This window comes from Streptomyces sp. CAU 1734, assembly GCF_039888735.1.
Taxonomy (GTDB): Bacteria; Actinomycetota; Actinomycetes; order Streptomycetales; family Streptomycetaceae; genus Streptomyces.
Genome location: NZ_JBDQQP010000029.1, coordinates 1 through 16,991 on the forward strand (window position 1 = coordinate 1; position 16,991 = coordinate 16,991).

A 16,991-nucleotide genomic window follows, 5' to 3' on the forward strand; every position below is an offset into this window, starting at 1 on the left:
TGTTGAGTTCTCAAGGAACGGACGCTTCCTTTGATTCCCTTCCGGGTCTCTCCGGGCTTTCCCTTCGGTCTTGCGTTTCCAACTCTACCAGATGTTTTCCGGCCCGTTTCCGGACCGTATTTTTATCTCGGCGGCCAGTTGGACCGGCCTTTCGCCTTTCGGCTGCTCCGACTTTATCAGATCCTTTCGGGCCTGATTCCCGGTCGAAATCGGGTTGTCTTTCCGGCTGTTGGGCCGTTCCGACGAGTGAGACTTTAGCGGAATCTTTCGTCCCGACGCCAATCGGGGCGGCGCTCGTGTGAACGCGGATTCCTCATTCCGTAAAAGCACACCGAAAATCGGACGACATGACGTCGCTCGCTTCTGGTGGATCCTGCGGATTGGCTGCCCGGGGACCAACCGGAGTCGGCGCTCACGTCGGGCAACTCGGAGAACCCTACGGATCCCGTAATCCACTGTCAACCCGAGGGCTTCTCCCCTACTCTCGCCCCATGACCGCGCGCATGTACTCCCAGCTGTGGCGGGCCGCCTGACGGCGGCCGGTACCTGCGCGTGACTCCATGGCCGCCGCTTCGGCGGCCTTTCCCGTCTCTCCTCCCGGAGCCCGGAGCCCGCCGGGTGCGGTGGCTCCGAACCGGGACGGAGCGGTAATGAAACGGACCTTCAGCGGGATCAAGCCCACCGGGCACATGACCCTGGGCAACTACCTCGGGGCACTGCGCCGGTGGGTCGAGGTGGATCAGCATCAGTCGGACGCGCTGTTCAGCGTGGTGGATCTGCACTCGCTCACGGTCGAGCACGATCCCGCCCGGCTGCGCCGGCTCAGCCTCCAGGCGGCGACGCTGATGCTGGCGGCGGGCCTCGACCCGCGGCGGTGCACCGTGTTCGTGCAGAGCCAGGTGAGTGAGCACACCCGGCTCTCCTATCTGCTGGAGTGCACGGCCACGGACGGCGAGCTGCGCCGGATGATCCAGTACAAGGAGAAGAGCGCGGCGGCGCGCGGCGCCGGTGCCGGGGTGCGGCTGTCGCTGCTCACCTATCCCGTACTGATGGCGGCGGACATCCTGGCCCATGGGGCCGACGAGGTTCCGGTGGGTGAGGACCAGACACAGCATGTGGAGCTGACCCGGGATCTGGCCGTCCGCTTCAATCAGCGGTACGGGCATGTCCTCACCGTGCCGAGGGCGACCCACCCGCCGGTGGCGGCGCGGGTCATGGATCTCCAGGACCCCGGTTCGAAGATGGGGAAGTCGCACGCCTCCGGGGCCGGGATCGTCTATCTGCTCGATGACGCCGACGCGGTGCGGAAGAAGATCATGCGGGCGGTCACGGACAGCGGGCACGAGGTCGCGTACGACCGGGAGCACAGTCCCGGGATCGCCAATCTGCTGGAGATCCTCTCCGCGTGTACGGGCCGGAGCCCGGACGCGGAGGCCGGTGCGTACGCGTCGTACGGGGCACTGAAGAAGGACACGGCCGACGCGGTGGTGGAGCTGCTGCGGCCCCTGCGGGAGCGGCATGCCGAGCTGGCCGCGGACCGGGGGTATGTCGACGGGGTGCTGAGGGAGGGGGCCGAGCGGGCCCGGGCGGGGGCCCGGCCGAGGGTGGACGCCGCCTTCGCGGCGGTGGGGCTGCGGCCCGGGTCGGGGCGGGGGCCGGCTCCGCCGCCGCGGAGCCGGCCCGCGGGAGCGGTCAGCCGTTGCCGGAGGCGAGTTCCCTGCTGCGGTCGCGGGCGGCTTCGAGGGCGGCGATCAGGGCGGCCCGCACACCGTGGTTCTCCAGTTCGCGGATGGCGCTGATGGTGGTGCCGGCGGGGGAGGTGACGGCCTCGCGCAGTTTGACGGGGTGTTCGCCGCTGTCGCGGAGCATGACGGCGGCGCCGATGGCGGCCTGCACGATCAGGTCGTGGGCCTGGGAGCGCGGAAGGCCGAGGAGGATGCCCGCGTCGGTCATGGCCTCGACCAGGAAGTAGAAGTACGCCGGGCCCGAGCCGGACAGGGCGGTCGCCGCGTCCTGCTGGGACTCGGGCACCCGGAGGGTCTTGCCGACCCCGCCGAAGATCTCCTCGGTGTGGGTGAGGTGATCGGCGGTGGCGTGGCTGCCGCCGGAGATGACGGACATGCCCTCGTCGACCAGGACGGGAGTGTTGGGCATGACACGGACGACGGGGGTGCCCGGGGTCAGCCGCTCCTCGATGAAGGAGGTGGGGATTCCGGCCGCCGCGCTGATGACCAGGCGGTCGGCGGTGAGGTGCGGGGCGAGTTCGTCGAGAAGCTTGCCCATGTCCTGGGGCTTCACGGCGAGGATGAGGGTTTCGGCCCGCTTGGCGGCGTCGGCGTTGGTGACGGGCTCGACGCCGTAGCGGGTGCGCAGTTCCTCGGCGCGTTCCGGGCGGCGGGCGGTGACCAGGAGGTCGGCGGAGGGCCGGCCCCCGCGGATCATGCCGCCGAGAAGGGCCTCGCCGATCTTGCCCGTGCCGAGGACTGCGACTGTCTTGGTCATGGCTCTGTTCACCTCGCCGGTGGGGATGTGTGGGGTCATCCTCGCACCGGGGACCCGGCGGTGCCGTGGTGTCCGAGGGGCGGTACGGGGGCGGGGTCAGGCGGTTCCGGCGGGTGCCGGGGTGCCGGCCGGGCCGGACGGTGAAATCGATGCCGCGCAGGACGGTGCGGCCTCCTCGCGCGGCGGTGAGGCCACGGGCCACGGCGGCCATCCGCGTTTTGTTCATCATGCGATGAACACCCCTCCCGGGTGCCGGGGCCGTCAAGCGTCCCGGCAGCGGACGGCCCGGCTCCCTGGTGGGCGGGAGCCGGGGCGGAACCGGGCCGGGTCAGAGACCGGGAAGGAGGGAGAGGGCGCCGGGCCGGCTGCGGGCGAGCCGGAGGGTGTGGACGGTGGCCCGGACGATCTGCTCTTTCACCAGGGCCGCCGGGCGGCCGGTCAGAATGCGGTCCCTGGGGGTGTCGTCCGGGTTGACGAACTGGATCAGCCCGTCATGGCGGCCCAGGCTCACGCACTGGAGGCTGTAGCGGAATCCCAGCGGCTTCGGGGTCCGCTCCAGGCTCTCGGCGGCGATCACGGCGGCGGCGTGGGAGCCGGTGGGCAGGGCGGCGGCGCAGCCCATCCGCAGCGACCCGGCGAGCGGGGAGTGGGCGGCGGCCGAGTCGCCCGCCGCCAGGATCTCCGGGTGGGAGAGCGAGCGCAGATTCTCGTCGACGGCGATGCGGTGGGTGCGCGGGTCGAGGGTGAGCCCCGCGTCGGCGGCCAGGGCGGTGTTGGGGACCATCGCGGCCGACCAGAGCACCGCGTCCGCGTCCACGGCATCGGGGGACGTCACGCGCTCGCCCTCCTCGACGCTCACCCCGCGCGCGGCCAGGACCCGGCGCACATGGGCGCGGCCCCGGGCGGAGTGCCCGGCCGCGACCTGGCCGGAGGAGAGCAGGCGGACCCGCCAGCCGGTGTGGGTCTCGGCGAGCTCGGCGGCCATCTCGATGCCGGTCAGCCCGCCGCCGACCACCGCGAGGGTGCCGGTGGTGCCCCGCAGCCGCTTGCCGAGGCCGGCCGCGGACTCGGCGGTGTGGACATGCTCCCCGGCCGTCTCGGGGGTGCGGCTGCCGAGGGCGTACACCAGCCGGTCCCAGTCGTGGATCCGGCCGTCGTCGGTGGTGACCCGGCGGGCCGCCGGGTCGAGGCCGGTGGCCCGCCGGGCGATGTGCCGGATGCCGGTGCCGCGCAGCAGCCGGGTGAGCGGGTGGCCGACGTCGGGGCGGCGGGCGGCCAGCTCGTGGAGGCGTACGCGCTCGGTGAAGCGGTCGCTGGGGTCGATCAGGGTCACCCGGGCGTGCGGGGCGAGCCGGAGCGCGGCGAGGAGTCCGGCGTAACCGGCGCCGAGGACGATGACATGCGGCTGCTCCGCCGGGCGGGTGTGCTTCTGCGATGGGGTCATGCAGCAGGGACGACGCGGCGGGCGGAAGTGTGACACCGCTGTCGGCCGGGGTGCCGTCAGGGCAGGAGACCGCCGCTCAGGTGGGTGAGTTTCTCCGGGTTGAGGGAGGCGTCGATCGCGGTGACCCGGCCGTGGTGGACGGTGAAGGCGTACACGGCCACGCTGCCGGTCTCGGGGATGCCGACGATCAGCCCGGGGGCGCCGTTCACCTCGCGCACGGCGAGCGGATTGGCCGCCGGGTCGAAGCCCCGCACCAGGTGCTCGATGAAGTTGGCGACCTTCGCCCGGCCGACCACCGGGAGCCGGGCGGCCAGGACCCGGCCGCCGCCGTCGGAGCGCCAGACCACCTCGGGGTCGAGGATCTCCAGCAGCGCCTCGAAGTCGCCGCCGGTGACGGCGGTGAGGAAGGCGTCGACCGCCCGCCGGTGCTCGCCCCGGTCCACCGTGCGCCTCGGCGTCTCGTCGCGGACCCGGCGGCGGGCGCGGGAGGCGAGCTGCCGCACGGCGTCGGGTGTGCGGTCCACGACCTCGGCGATCTCCGGGAACGGCACCGCGAAGATGTCGTGGAGGATGAAGGCGGTGCGTTCGGCCGGGGTGAGGCGTTCCATGACGGTGAGCATCGCGGTGCCGACCGACTCGTCCAGGGTGACCCGGTCCTCGGGGCCGGCCTCCCCCACCACCGGTTCCGGCAGCCAGATGCCGACATAGCACTCGCGGCGGGCGCGGGCCGAGGTGAGCTGGTCGTAACAGATCCTGCTGACCGTGGTGGTGAGATAGGCCCGGGGCTCGGCGGCCACCCCGTCGGGCAGCCGCTCCCAGCGCAGCCACGACTCCTGTACGGCGTCGTCGGCATCGGCGACCGAACCGGTGATCCGGTACGCGATGCCCCACAGACGGCCGCGCTGTTCCTCGAATGCCGCCGCTTCGGCCATGGTTCCGCCCCTTCGTGTTCTCGCGGTGCCCCCGCTCAGCGGGAGAACGACGTACCGGGGCGGATTGTGACGGCGAGCTCCGTCTCGTACTCCTCGCGCACCGTCCCGCCGGGGAAGGCGGCGAGGAGTTCGGCCCGCTCCCGGTCCAGGAAATCGGCGGCGGTCTCCTGCCCGACGGTGAGGAAGAGGGAGTGGCTGCCCAGATTCTCCAGATGGACGGCGAGCGGGACGGTGCGGCTCCAGCGCACGGTGCGGGTGTGCGACGGGAGCTCGTCGGGGAAGCGGCGGGCGGCCGGGGGCGCGCCGTGGGCGCTGTCGGTGAAGCGGGCGGCGAGCCGGGCGGCCTGCTCCCGGATCCAGGGCACATCGCGGTCGGCGATGTTCCACCAGAGCGCGAGGGCGCCGCCGGGTGCCAGGACGCGGAGGGCCTCGGGGATGGAGCGGGCCGGGTCGGTCCAGTGCCAGGACTGGGCGTAGGTGATCAGATCGGCGCTGCCGGCGGCCAGCGGCAGGGCGTCGCCGATGCCCCGGACGAGGGGGACGGAGGGCAGGCCGCGGCGGAATTGGGCGGCCATTCCCGGGCCCGGTTCCACGGCGGTGACGCGGGCGCCCCGGGCATGCAGTAGCCGGGTGGAGATCCCGGTGCCGGCGCCGACGTCGACGACCCTGGAGCCCCGGATCGGGCGGCCGGTGAGCTCCTCGACGGCGTCGAGCAGGGCCTGCGGGTAGCCGGGGCGGGCGGCGTCGTACCGGGCGGCGGCCGGATCGAAGGAGCGGGCGCGCAGGGCCCGGGGCGGCGGTGGGATCCGCCCGGGGGGTTCGGGGCTCCGGGCGGGGGGTGGGGTACGGGCCGGTCCCGGCCGGGTGCCGTCAGCCACGCCCCGGCCTTCCGTTCCGCCGGCCGCGGCCGGAGTTCGCGCGGGCCGCCGGATTGCCGGTGCGGGTGCCCCGGCGCTTCTCCCAGCGGGCGCGGGCCGCCTCGTACTCGGCGCGGTGCAGCTTCTCGCCGGGCGCCTCGGCCAGGGCGCGGAAGAAGTACGCCAGCAGGACGCCGATGAAGCCGATCGCCCGGAGGCTGCGCAGCGAGTCCGGGTTGGCCGCTCCGGTGAGACGGCGGGAGAAGCCCTCCCAGGTCTTGCGGAAGGCGATCGTGCTGCACACCGCGAACATCACGATGACCAGCGCGTTCAGAAATCCGCCGACCTCCGCGATCACCAGGCCCTCGTAGGCGAACCGCAGGGTCAGACAGCCGGCGACGGTCGCCGCGAGCGCGCCGGCGGCGACGCCGGCCCGGCGCGGCCCGTACCCCCCGTCGTGGTGGACCCAGGTGGTGCCGAAGAACCGGATGGGTTCGGGCCGCGGACCGCCGCCGGCGCCGGCGACGCCGCCACCGCCGGTGCTGCCGGTGGTGGTGCTGCCGCTGGTGGTGCTCTGCTCCTCGCTCACAGGGGCGATTATCCCCGGGACCGCCCCGGTGAGCGCTGTGACCCCGGCCTCAGGAGCAGGGAACCGTCACATAGCCGTCGCTGCCCGTGCGGACATAGGCGTCGGAGACGTACTCGCCGTTGCCGATGCAGTCCCAGATGTTGGTGGTGCCGTACGGGCCGGAGATCCGCTCGCCCGGCTTCTGGCAGTTGATCGGTACCCGGGCGCCGACCGGGAGGACCCGGACGAGGCGGTAGGCGGTGCCGGGGCCGCTGCGGACCTTCAGCTGGACCCCCGGTGCGACCGGGTAGCGCTGGACCGATGAGGCCGCGCGGCCCGCCGGGCCGTCTCCCCCGTCCGGCTCCGCGCTGTCGATCACATCGACTGTTTCAGGACGTGCTTCACCAAGTGCCATCGAAATCGCCCCCGTTGCTGTATGTGCGTAAATGCACGGTACGACGCACGGAGGTTAACAAGCCACCCCCGGGCCTCATGCACCATCGACTAAGCTCCGTGAGTCGCCTGTGCGCACCGAAAATACGGGGGTAGGACATGCCGCCGCTGCGCGGTACCGGGCAGTCCCCGGAAGCGGAGCATCCGGAATATGCCGGGCAGTATCGCCTCGAGTCCTCGCTGGGCACGGGAGGCATGGGGGTGGTGCATTTGGCCACTTCCGCTTCCGGACTACGCCTCGCGGTCAAGGTCATTCATGCCGAGCACGCCTCGGATCCCGAGTTCAGAGCGCGGTTCCGGCAGGAAGTCGGTGCCGCGCGGCGGGTCAGCGGGGCATTCACCGCATCCGTGGTCGATGCCGACCCGGACGCCGGGCGGCCCTGGATGGCCACCCTCTTCATCGACGGCCCCACCCTCGCCGAACAGGTCAAGCGGAATCCCCTGGACGGGATCTCGCTGCGCCGGATGGGGGCCGGGCTGGCGGAGGCGCTGCGCGATATCCACCGGGCGGGGGTCGTCCACCGCGACCTCAAGCCGAGCAATGTCCTGCTCGCCCCGGACGGCCCCAAGGTCATCGACTTCGGGATCTCCCGCCCGGCGGACAGTGATCTGCGCACGGAGACCGGAAAACTGATCGGGACACCGCCCTTCATGGCCCCCGAGCAGTTCCAGCGTCCCCGGGAGGTCGGGCCGTCGGCGGATGTCTTCGCCCTGGGCGCGGTGCTGGTGTACGCGGCGACCGGGCGCGGGCCCTTCGACTCCGACAGCCCCTACATCGTGGCGTACCAGGTCGTGCACAACGAGCCGGATCTGACCGGGGTGCCCGATGATCTCGTACCGCTGCTGAAGCGCTGTCTGGCGAAGGAGCCGGCGGAACGGCCGACGCCGTACGAGGTGATGGTGGCGCTGCGCCAGTCCACGCCCTCCGCCTCGTACGACACCCAGGCCTACATCCCGGAGCCGCGGACGCCGGATCCGCGCGAGCGGGTGCCGGCGGTGATCGGCGGTTTCCCGGGCGCGGCGCGCCCGGCGGAACCGCCGGCCACCGGCGCGGATCCGGGTGCGGGCGCGGATCCGGCGGGAAGCGGCGCGGGCCGGGGGCGGCGGGCAGCGCGCGGGCGGTCCCGGAGGCCGCGGTGGGCGGCGCTCGGCGCCGCGGTCGCCGTGGCCGTCTCCACCGGGATCGTGATCGTGCGGTCGGCCGGTGAGCCGCCGTCCCGGCCGCCGAAGCCCGCCGTCACCGCCCGGGAGTTCAGCGGCTGGAGCGTGCCGCTGCGCACCGGGAAGGCGGAGAACCGGACCCCGGTCTGTACGGCCGATCCCCGGCTCACCGGCGTGTACTGCGCCGCCCCCGGGCTCAGGGCAGCCCGGCTCGACCCGGAGAAGGGGACCGTCCGCTGGGCCCTGGAGACGGCGGCCGGCGACGCGCGGCAGATGGAGGTGGGCATGGTCCCGACCTTCGCGGGCGGGCTGCTCCATGTCGTCACCCCCGGCGGGGAGCGGCTGGAGGCCCTCGACCCGGCCTCCGGGAAGGTGCGCTGGAGTGCCGGGATCCGGTCGTACGCCACCGTCCGCCACATCGGCGGCACCGTGCTGCTGGTGAGCGAGAACGGACGGATCCGGGCGGTGGACGCGGCCACCGGCGAGCGCCGCTGGGAGCGGTTCCACGGCGGGGTCGGTACGCAGTGGGTCTCCGCGCCCGGGGCGGACGGCCCGGCGCTGGCCGCGACCCCGTCGCCGGACGGCGGGTCGACCCTGATCACGGCCGTCGACGCGGCGAACGGGAAGCGGCTGTGGGAGCAGCGGCTCGACGGGGAGCTGCGGCCGGTCCAGCACTCGGGCGGCGGGCTGTATCTGCTCTCCGTCAACACCGACGGGTACACGGAGGCGGTCGTCCGGCTGGACACCGGACCGGGTGCGGGAGGAGCGGACGGCGAGCGGGCGGTGCGGCGGGCGAAGCCCCGGACGCCGGTGGACCAGGCGCAGGCGACGGTGGTGGGCGACCGGGTCCATCTCAGCGGGGCGGGCGGATCGCTGCTCTCCTTCCGCCTGGGCGCGGGGAGCGACTGGGCCCGCAATGAGCTGTGGCGGCTGGAGACCGGGGCGGCGCATCTGTCGCGTCCGGTGGGCGACGCGCGGTCGGTCCATGTCATGGCGGCCGACGGGCGGCTGCTGGCGGTGGACCTGGCGAGCGGGCGGCTGGCCGGGCAGACGGAGCCGCGGATGGACGACGGACGGCACACCTTCGCGCCGATGCTGCCGGCGCCGGTGGTGGCGGAGGGGCGGGTGTACGCGGCGGCGCCGGACGGTTCGGTCTTCGGTCTGAACGCGCGCGCGCCGGGCCGGTGGTGACGGCCGCCCGGGGGCGCGGCGGCGGTACGGGGGCCGGACCGGGCCGGGGCCTTCTGGCGTGACCGGTCACGCGGATTCCGGGGCGCCGTGTCCGTACCGGCGCCGGCGGGCCCGGGGCACACTCCGGCCGGGGCGGCGGCGGGGCGGACGCGGTGCGCCGCCGGCCGGGGCGGTGACGGCGCCGGAGGCACACCCCGCCGTGTCCGTACCGGACCGGCGGTGACCCGGCCCCGGTGTTCCGGACGGACGCCGAGTACCGGAAGTACCGCACGGGGCGGCGGCGGGGCCGCCGGACACACGAGAGCGCCGGGGCGGAGACGAGCTCCGGCCCCGGCGCCTCCGCGCGGTGTCAGGACAGCTTGCTCACATCGCGGACCGCGCCCTTGTCCGCGCTGGTGGCCATCGCCGCGTACGCGCGCAGCGCCGCCGACACCTTCCGCTCGCGGTCGCGGGGGGCGTACACCCCGCCCAGCGCCTCGCGGCGGGCGGCCAGCTCCTCCTCGGGGACGAGGAGTTCGATGGTGCGGCCCGGGATGTCGATACGGATCCGGTCGCCGTCGGCCACCAGGGCGATCGTGCCGCCCGACGCGGCCTCCGGGGAGGCGTGGCCGATGGAGAGGCCCGAGGTGCCGCCGGAGAAGCGGCCGTCGGTCACCAGGGCGCACGACTTGCCGAGGCCCCGGCCCTTGAGGAAGGAGGTCGGGTAGAGCATCTCCTGCATGCCGGGGCCGCCCCTGGGGCCCTCGTAGCGGATCACCACGACATCGCCCTCGGTGATCTCCTTGCGGAGGATCTTGTCGACCGCCTCGTCCTGGGATTCGCAGACCACCGCCGGGCCCTCGAACGTCCAGATCGACTCGTCGACACCGGCGGTCTTCACCACACAGCCGTCGACCGCGAGATTGCCCCGCAGCACCGCCAGGCCGCCGTCCTTGCTGTAGGCGTGCTCGGCGTCCCGGATGCAGCCGCCGGCCGCGTCCGTGTCCAGCGTGTCCCACCGCTCGGACTGGGAGAACGCCTCCGCCGAGCGGACGCAGCCGGGGGCCGCGTGCCACAGCTCGACCGCCTCGGGGGAGGGGGAGCCGCCGCGGATGTCCCAGGTTTCGAGCCACTGCTTGATCGACGGGGAGTGGACCGTGTGGACGTCCTCGTTGAGGAGTCCGGCGCGGTAGAGCTCGCCGAGGATGGCGGGGATGCCGCCGGCCCGGTGGACGTCCTCCATGTAGTACGTGCCGCCGGGGGCGACATTCGGCGCGACCTTCGCCAGGCACGGGACCCGGCGGGAGACGGCGTCGATGTCGGTGAGGTCGTACTCCAGCTCCGCCTCCTGCGCGGCGGCCAGCAGGTGCAGGATCGTGTTGGTCGAGCCGCCCATGGCGATGTCGAGCGCCATGGCGTTCTCGAAGGCGGCGCGGGTGGCGATGTTGCGCGGCAGGACGGAGTCGTCGTCGTTCTCGTAGTACCGCTTGGTGATCTCGACGACGGTCCGGCCGGCGTTCTCGTAGAGCGCGCGGCGGGCGGTGTGGGTGGCGAGCACCGAGCCGTTGCCGGGCAGGGCGAGGCCGATCGCCTCCGCCAGGCAGTTCATCGAGTTGGCGGTGAACATGCCGGAACAGGAGCCGCAGGTCGGACAGGCGTTCTCCTCGATACGGAGGATGTCCTCGTCCGAGATCCGCTCGTCGACCGCGTCCACGATGGCGTTGACCAGGTCGAGCTTGCGGACGGTGCCGTCGACCAGGGTGGCCTTGCCGGCCTCCATCGGGCCGCCGGAGACGAAGACGGTGGGGATGTTGAGGCGCAGGGCCGCGTTGAGCATCCCGGGGGTGATCTTGTCGCAGTTGGAGATGCAGATCAGGGCGTCGGCGCAGTGCGCCTCGACCATGTACTCCACACTGTCGGCGATCAGGTCGCGGGACGGCAGGGAGTAGAGCATTCCGCCGTGGCCCATGGCGATGCCGTCGTCGACCGCGATGGTGTTGAACTCGCGCGGGATCGCCCCGGCAGCCTTGATCGCCTCGCTCACGATCCGGCCGACCGGCTGGAGGTGGGTGTGGCCGGGCACGAACTCGGTGAAGGAGTTGGCGACCGCGATGATCGGCTTGCCGATGTCCGCGCTCGCTACGCCCGAGGCACGCATCAGGGCGCGGGCGCCCGCCATATTGCGGCCGTGGGTGACTGTGCGGGACCTCAGCTCGGGCATCGTCGCTCGCTCCTCGGTGGTGCTCGGTGGTGCTCGGTCACGGGTGGCGGCGGGTCGTTTTCGGAGACTTTTCGCCGCTTACGAGAGTACGCCGACCGACCAAGATCTGGACAGGTTGTCCGTAATCCGGGACGGATGGTTCAGGGCGCGGCCGGATCCGGCCGCATCTCCCCGGGTCCGCGCGGATCCGGGTCGGTCAGATGGCGCTGGAGGGCCGGGGCCGCCAGGGCCACGATCTCCTCGGGATCCGCCGAGGCCGGCGGCTCCACCCGGATCACATGGCGCAGGATGGCGATCCCGATCATGTGCGAGGCCGCCGGCTCCGCCCGGAGCCGGGGGTTCGGGACATCGAGCTCGTCCGCGATCCGCTCCAGCAGCCGGCGGAGCGGAAAGCCCCGGAGCACTGTCGCCGCCGCCTCGTGGGTGAGCGCGGAGCGGATGACCGCCGGCAGCGGCGCGCGGGTGGCGGGGTTCTCCCCCACACCGGTGAAGAAGCGGGCCAGGCGCTCGCCGATGCCGTCCTTGCCCTGTCCCAGGATCGCCGGGATGACCGGGGCCGGTTCGAAGGTGACCTCGATCGCGGCGGCGAAGACCTCGTCCTTGGTCCCGAAGCAATGATGGACCAGGGCCGCGTCCACACCGGCCGCCCGGGCGATGCCCCGGACGGTGGTCTTGTCGTACCCGCGCTCGGCGAACTCCGCACGGGCCGCTTCCAGGATACGGTCCCGGGCGCCGGGGCCGTCGGCCGACTCGGCGCGGGCCGGGCGCCCGCGCCGGCGGGGAGCCTCCGGCGGTGTGTCCGGGGGACGGTGTGCGTGCGGTCATGAGCCGCGTACGCCCCTGATGTCGCGCACGGCCGGGGGCCCGCCGCCCGCGCTCTCCCGGGCCCGGTCCGCCGCGGCGGCGGCCAGATGGCGGCGGGTGAATTCCAGCGCCTCCGCCAGATCGGCCTCCCGCTCCGCGCCGGACATCGCGCGCCGGGTGTTGACCTCGATGACCACATTCCCGTCGAAACCGGTGCGCACCAGCCGGGTCAGCAGCTCCGCGCAGGGCTGATCGCCCCGGCCCGGGACCAGATGCTCGTCCTTGGCCGAGCCCTTGCCGTCCGCCAGATGCACATGGCCCAGCCGGTCGCCCATCCGGTCGACCATCGCCATGGTGTCCGAGCGGGAGGTCGCGGTGTGCGAGAGATCGATCGTGAAGTGGGTGTAGTCGTCCTTGGTGACATCCCACTCGGGGGCGTACGCCAGCATCTCGCGGTCCCGGTACCGCCACGGGTACATGTTCTCCACGGCGAACCGCACATCCGTCTCGTCCGCCATCCGCCGGATGCCGGTGACGAAATCGCGGGCGTACTGGCGCTGCCAGCGGAACGGCGGGTGGACGACCACGGTGGAGGCGCCCAGCCGCTCGGCGGCGGAGCGGGCCCGCTGGAGCTTGACCCACGGGTCGGTGGACCAGACCCGCTGGGTGATCAGGAGGCAGGGGGCGTGGATCGCGTGGACCGGGACGCGGTGGTAGTCGGAGAGCCTGCGCAGCGCCTCGACGTCCTGGCTGACCGGGTCCGTCCAGACCATGACCTCGACACCGTCGTACCCCAGGCGTGCGGCGATCTCGAAGGCCGTCGCCGTCGACTCCGGATAGACCGACGCCGTCGACAGGACAACCTTCACATCGGGGGTGCGCACCGCTGGTTCTGCCACGGGAGACAGGGTACGGGCCCGGACCCGGCGGCGACGGCCGGGCGGCGGGCCCCGGCGCGGGGCCCGTCCGCCGGGGGCGGCACGTGTCAACCGGCCGCGGGAAGGTGGTCCAGCCGGCGCAGGATGACGCCCTCGCGGAGCGCCCAGGGGCAGATCTCCAGCTCGTGCGCGCCGAAGAGATCCATCGCGCCCTCGGCCACCAGGGCTCCCGCGAGGAGCTGGCGGGCCCGGCCGGCCGAGACGCCGGGCAGGGCCGCGCGCTCCTCCACCGTCATGGCGGCGAGCTTGGGCACCCACTCCTGGAGTGACTTGCGGCTCAGTTCGCGCTGGAGGTAGAGCCCCTCGGCGTCTCGGGGCGCGCCCGCGATCCTGGCGAGCTGCTTGAAGGTCTTGGAGGTGGCCACGATGTGGTCCGGCCGCCCGAAGCGGCTGAATTCGCCGACCGTACGGGCGATCTCGGTCCGCACATGGCGGCGCAGCGCCCGTACGTCATCGGCGCTCGGCGGGTCCCCGGGCAGCGAGGAGGCGGTCAGCCGGCCCGCGCCCAGCGGCAGCGAGACGGCCGCGTCCGGCTCCTCGTCTATCCCGTACGCGATCTCCAGCGAACCGCCGCCGATATCGATGACCAGGAGCTTTCCGGCCGACCAGCCGAACCAGCGGCGGGCCGCGAGGAAGGTGAGCCGGGCCTCCTCCTCGCCGGTGAGCACCTGGAGGTGCACCTCGGTCTGGGCCCGGACCCGGGAGAGCACCAGATCGGCGTTGGTCGCCTCGCGGACGGCGGAGGTCGCGAAGGCGAGCACCTGCTCGCAGCCCTGGTCCTCGGCCGCCCGGACGGCCCGGTGAATGGTCCGGACGAGCCGGTCGACACCCGCCTCGCTGATCGCTCCCGCTCCGTCGAGCAGCTCGGCGAGCCGCAGCTCCGCCTTGTGGGAGTGGGCGGGCTGGGGGCGGGCGCCGGGGTGCGCGTCGACCACCAGGAGGTGCACTGTGTTCGAACCGACGTCGAGGACTCCGAGTCTCATGGGCTGAACGCTACTGCGGAGACACGCATACCCTTGCCATGTGCCGAAGACGAAAAAGGCGAAGCAGGGCAAAGCCCAGCCCCCCGTGAAGATCCAGGGCGACGAGGTCGGGCTGGACTTTCCCCGGGCGTGGGTGGAGTTCGCCGATCCCGCCGATGACGAACAGGTGTTCCGCTGCGATCTGACCTGGCTGACCTCCCGCTGGAGCTGTGTGTTCGGCAGCGGCTGTCGGGGAATCCAGGCGGGACGCGCGGACGACGGCTGCTGCACGCTGGGGGCGCACTTCTCGGACGAGGACGACGAGAAGCGGGTCGCCGAGCATGTGGAACGGCTCACTCCGGAGCTCTGGCAGTTCCATGACGTCGGTACCGAGTCGGGCTGGGTCCAGCTCGACGAGGACGGCGAGCGCCAGACCCGGCGCTGGGACGGCTCGTGCATCTTCCAGAACCGCCCGGGGTTCAAGGGCGGGGCCGGGTGCTCGCTGCACATCCTGGCGCTGCGGGAGGGCAAGGAGCCGCTGGAGACCAAGCCGGATGTGTGCTGGCAGCTGCCGGTGCGGCGGACGTACGACTGGATCGAGCGGCCGGACGACACCAAGGTGCTCCAGGTCTCGATCGGTGAGTACGACCGGCGCGGCTGGGGCCCGGGCGGGCACGACCTGCACTGGTGGTGCACCTCGGCGACCTCGGCGCACGGCGCCGGGAAGCCGGTGTACGTCTCCTACCGGCCGGAGCTGACGGAGATGATGGGCAAGAAGGCGTATGCCGTGCTGGAGGAGTTGTGCGAGGCCAGGCTGGCCGCGCAGCTACCGCTGCTGGCACCGCATCCGGCGGACGGCGGCACCCGCGCGGGCTGCTGACGAGCGGCAAGAGCGGCACGGAGGGGCGTACGGAGCGATCCGTACGCCCCTCCGCGGCGTCCGGGGCCGCCGGGCCGTTGCTCGCGGGTCTTGCCGGGGCATCTCCCGGGCCGCCGGGCCCGGGGGAAGCGCGGCGCCCGGGGTACCCCAGGCGGCAGCCGGCGGAGGCGCGCGGCCCGGCAAGATCCGTAAGAGGCGGCCTAGGGCGGCGGGGAGGTGGGGGACGGGGAGGGCGGCGGCGGGGACGGCTCCACCGAGGGCGACGGGTCGGTTCCCGGGGCGGGCGAGGCGGTCGGCGGGGAGGCCGCCGGGCCGTCCGCGGAGGGTTTCGGGGACGGGGCGGCGGCGGGCCGGGAGACACCCCGGCCCTCGATCGCCACCATCGCCCCGGAGGGGTCCACGCCCACCCTGGCCCGCCAGGGGCCGGGGGGCTCGCGGCGGGTGTCGACCGCGACCTGGACCGTGACCGTCTCTCCCGGGCGGAGCATTCCGTACACCCGGCTGATGGCGAGCCAGGGGGCGTCCGTCCAGACCGACCACGCGACGGGTGCGCCGCCCGAGGCGCGCAGGGTGATCAGGGTCGTGCCGTCGAAGGGCTCGGCCTCGACGGTGAGCCGGCCGGGGCCGGTGCGGCCGGGGCGGTCCGGCGGGGTGCCGGTGCTGATGACCTCGACCGAGACGGCCGACGACCGGCCGCCCCGGTGGAAGCGCGGTCCGGGCTCGGCCTCCGCGCTGCCGGCGTTCTCGTAGCGGTCGTGCGGCTCCCCCGTCATCGCGTCCCCGCCGTCCGCGCGGGTGGCGCTGACCCCGGCGCCGCCGGGTCCGGCGTCCCCGGGCGGCGGGGCGCCCCGGTAGGCGGCCCACAGCGCCAGCACCGGCGCGGCCACGACGGTGGCGACCACCGTGGTGGTGACCGCGCGGGCGCGCAGCCGGTCGCGCCGGGCGGCGTGGTCCTTGGGGTCCAGCGGGAAGCCGCTCGGCCCGAAGCGGGGCAGGGCTCCCCTGGCGCGCGGGACGTGGCGCGGGGAGATGTGGGCGGCGGCCCGGGGCGCGGGGACCAGCGGCAGGGTGGCGGGGGTGAGGGCGCAGCCGGGCCAGGGGCCGCTCTCGCCCGCCCGCTCGGCGGCGCGGCGGCAGCGCGGGCAGTCGTCCACATGCCGCACGAGCTCGGTGCGGAGCGCGGCGGAGAGCAGGACCCGCTGGTCGCCGGCGAGCCGGGCGACGGCGGGGCAGCCGCCGCCCTCGACCACCGCGAGCGCGGCCCGGGTGCGCTCGACCTCGCAGGCGGCGGCCGAGAGCAGCTCGCGCGCGGCGAGGACCTCCAGGCCGAGGACGGCGGCGACCTCCCGGGTGCCGAGGCCGTGCCGGACGGCGAGCTCCAGCGCCTCGCGCTGTTCGGGGGAGGTGCCGGCCGCCTCCGGCCAGGCGAGGAGGGAGAGTTCGGCGCGGCGGCGCTCGGCGGTCTCCCGGGAGATCCTCGGATGCGCGGCGGGCTCCCCGGGCGATTCCCCGGCGGACTCGCCCGCCGGGGCGCCGCCGTCCTGCCTCCCGGGAGCCCTCCCCGCCGGCTTTCCGACCGGCTTTCCCAGCGGTTTCCCGGCCGGGGCGCGGCCGGTGTGGGCGCCCGGACCGGACCGCCGCTGCCGGGTGAGCCGGCGCAGACAGGCCCAGCGGGCCAGCGCGTACAGCCAGGCCTTGCGCTCGGCCTCGTCGTCGGGGCTGCGGCCGTACTGGCGCTCCGCGATGGCGAGCACGTCGCCGAGGATGCCGGTCGCGGCCTCGTGGTCGTGGAGCGCGGCGAGGCAGTAGGTGAAGAGCCCGTCGAGATACGGCTCATAGCGCGCGGGCTGCCGCGGGGAGGGCCGCAGCGCGCGCCGGGGCGGCCGGGGTGCGCCGGTGGTGTGCGTGGATGGTTCCAGCCTGCTGCTCATCACGCGGTGACGGTATGGGCAGGACCGTATCCGGTTCATACCTCTTGAACACTTTTAATCCTTACGGGTGAACAGTTCGCTCGAAGGGGGACAGGATTCGATGACTGCCCGGCCCTTGTTGCGGTTTTGGCCCGTGTCGCGGTCGGGAACGGTCGGGAACGCGCGGAA

The 16,991-nt window shown here is 73.7% G+C and carries 13 protein-coding genes and 1 pseudogene; 3 read left to right on the plus strand and 11 right to left on the minus strand.

From position 1 onward, the window contains the following. The first annotated feature begins 650 nt into the window (after positions 1 to 650). Entirely contained in the window at positions 651 to 1,799 is a 1,149-nt protein-coding gene (gene trpS, locus AAFN69_RS34310) for a tryptophan--tRNA ligase (protein WP_347732858.1), read from the plus strand. Here trpS and proC read toward each other — a convergent pair. The 6 genes from proC to AAFN69_RS34340 form a co-directional block, all read right to left on the minus strand. Next, a complete protein-coding gene (gene proC, locus AAFN69_RS34315) occupies positions 1,693 to 2,502 on the minus strand; it encodes a pyrroline-5-carboxylate reductase (RefSeq protein ID WP_347732859.1) in 810 nt (269 codons plus the stop codon). The genes trpS and proC overlap by 107 nt on opposite strands. Positions 2,503 to 2,830: 328 nt before the next feature. After that, positions 2,831 to 3,946, minus strand: a complete 1,116-nt coding sequence (locus tag AAFN69_RS34320; protein ID WP_347732860.1) for an FAD-dependent oxidoreductase — start codon at positions 3,944 to 3,946, stop codon at positions 2,831 to 2,833. 56 nt (positions 3,947 to 4,002) lie between these two features. After that, a complete protein-coding gene (gene sigJ, locus AAFN69_RS34325; protein ID WP_347732861.1) occupies positions 4,003 to 4,878 on the minus strand; it encodes an RNA polymerase sigma factor SigJ in 876 nt (291 codons plus the stop codon). Between the two features lie 35 nt (positions 4,879 to 4,913). After that, a complete protein-coding gene (locus tag AAFN69_RS34330; RefSeq protein ID WP_347732882.1) occupies positions 4,914 to 5,684 on the minus strand; it encodes a methyltransferase domain-containing protein in 771 nt (256 codons plus the stop codon). A 64-nt stretch (positions 5,685 to 5,748) separates the two neighbouring features. After that, on the minus strand, positions 5,749 to 6,225 hold the full coding sequence (locus AAFN69_RS34335) for a hypothetical protein (protein ID WP_347732883.1): 477 nt from the start codon (positions 6,223 to 6,225) through the stop codon (positions 5,749 to 5,751). A 148-nt stretch (positions 6,226 to 6,373) separates the two neighbouring features. Further along, positions 6,374 to 6,718 (minus strand): peptidase, encoded by a 345-nt coding sequence (locus AAFN69_RS34340; RefSeq protein ID WP_347732862.1) that lies wholly within the window; start codon positions 6,716 to 6,718, stop codon positions 6,374 to 6,376. A 137-nt stretch (positions 6,719 to 6,855) separates the two neighbouring features. On the opposite strand from AAFN69_RS34340, the gene AAFN69_RS34345 reads away from it, so the two are divergent. Continuing rightward, positions 6,856 to 9,108 carry a PQQ-binding-like beta-propeller repeat protein gene (locus AAFN69_RS34345; protein ID WP_347732863.1) on the plus strand — a complete coding sequence of 751 codons (2,253 nt, stop codon included), beginning with the start codon at positions 6,856 to 6,858 and terminating at the stop codon, positions 9,106 to 9,108. Between the two features lie 349 nt (positions 9,109 to 9,457). Here AAFN69_RS34345 and ilvD read toward each other — a convergent pair whose 3' ends face one another. From ilvD to AAFN69_RS34365, 4 genes and pseudogenes are all read right to left on the minus strand, one after another. Continuing rightward, on the minus strand, positions 9,458 to 11,308 hold the full coding sequence (gene ilvD, locus AAFN69_RS34350; RefSeq protein WP_347732864.1) for a dihydroxy-acid dehydratase: 1,851 nt from the start codon (positions 11,306 to 11,308) through the stop codon (positions 9,458 to 9,460). Positions 11,309 to 11,448: 140 nt separating this feature from the next. Continuing rightward, a pseudogene (locus AAFN69_RS34355) lies at positions 11,449 to 12,093 on the minus strand (TetR family transcriptional regulator); the annotation flags it as partial. Between the two features lie 36 nt (positions 12,094 to 12,129). Continuing rightward, positions 12,130 to 13,011 (minus strand): sugar phosphate isomerase/epimerase, encoded by an 882-nt coding sequence (locus AAFN69_RS34360; RefSeq protein ID WP_347732865.1) that lies wholly within the window; start codon positions 13,009 to 13,011, stop codon positions 12,130 to 12,132. Between the two features lie 86 nt (positions 13,012 to 13,097). Next, entirely contained in the window at positions 13,098 to 14,033 is a 936-nt protein-coding gene (locus tag AAFN69_RS34365; RefSeq protein ID WP_347732867.1) for a Ppx/GppA phosphatase family protein, read from the minus strand. 40 nt (positions 14,034 to 14,073) lie between these two features. Between AAFN69_RS34365 and AAFN69_RS34370 the strand changes: the two genes are divergently transcribed. Next, positions 14,074 to 14,892, plus strand: coding sequence for a hypothetical protein (locus tag AAFN69_RS34370; RefSeq protein ID WP_347732868.1), 819 nt, complete (start codon positions 14,074 to 14,076; stop codon positions 14,890 to 14,892). A gap of 200 nt (positions 14,893 to 15,092) precedes the next feature. On the opposite strand, the gene AAFN69_RS34375 is transcribed toward AAFN69_RS34370, so the two are convergent. Beyond that, the gene (locus AAFN69_RS34375) at positions 15,093 to 16,823 is read right to left on the minus strand and encodes a hypothetical protein (protein ID WP_347732869.1); all 1,731 of its coding nucleotides are present in this window, start codon (positions 16,821 to 16,823) and stop codon (positions 15,093 to 15,095) included. Positions 16,824 to 16,991 lie beyond the last annotated feature (168 nt).

What these genes read in the sequence shown, in the direction of transcription:
- trpS (WP_347732858.1), top strand. Translation starts at nt 651, where the DNA reads ATGAAACGGACCTTCAGCGGGATCAAGCCCACCGGGCACATGACCCTG.
- proC (WP_347732859.1), bottom strand. Translation starts at nt 2,502, where the DNA reads ATGACCAAGACAGTCGCAGTCCTCGGCACGGGCAAGATCGGCGAGGCC.
- AAFN69_RS34320 (WP_347732860.1), bottom strand. Translation starts at nt 3,946, where the DNA reads ATGACCCCATCGCAGAAGCACACCCGCCCGGCGGAGCAGCCGCATGTC.
- sigJ (WP_347732861.1), bottom strand. Translation starts at nt 4,878, where the DNA reads ATGGCCGAAGCGGCGGCATTCGAGGAACAGCGCGGCCGTCTGTGGGGC.
- AAFN69_RS34340 (WP_347732862.1), bottom strand. Translation starts at nt 6,718, where the DNA reads ATGGCACTTGGTGAAGCACGTCCTGAAACAGTCGATGTGATCGACAGC.
- AAFN69_RS34345 (WP_347732863.1), top strand. Translation starts at nt 6,856, where the DNA reads ATGCCGCCGCTGCGCGGTACCGGGCAGTCCCCGGAAGCGGAGCATCCG.
- ilvD (WP_347732864.1), bottom strand. Translation starts at nt 11,308, where the DNA reads ATGCCCGAGCTGAGGTCCCGCACAGTCACCCACGGCCGCAATATGGCG.
- AAFN69_RS34365 (WP_347732867.1), bottom strand. Translation starts at nt 14,033, where the DNA reads ATGAGACTCGGAGTCCTCGACGTCGGTTCGAACACAGTGCACCTCCTG.
- AAFN69_RS34375 (WP_347732869.1), bottom strand. Translation starts at nt 16,823, where the DNA reads ATGAGCAGCAGGCTGGAACCATCCACGCACACCACCGGCGCACCCCGG.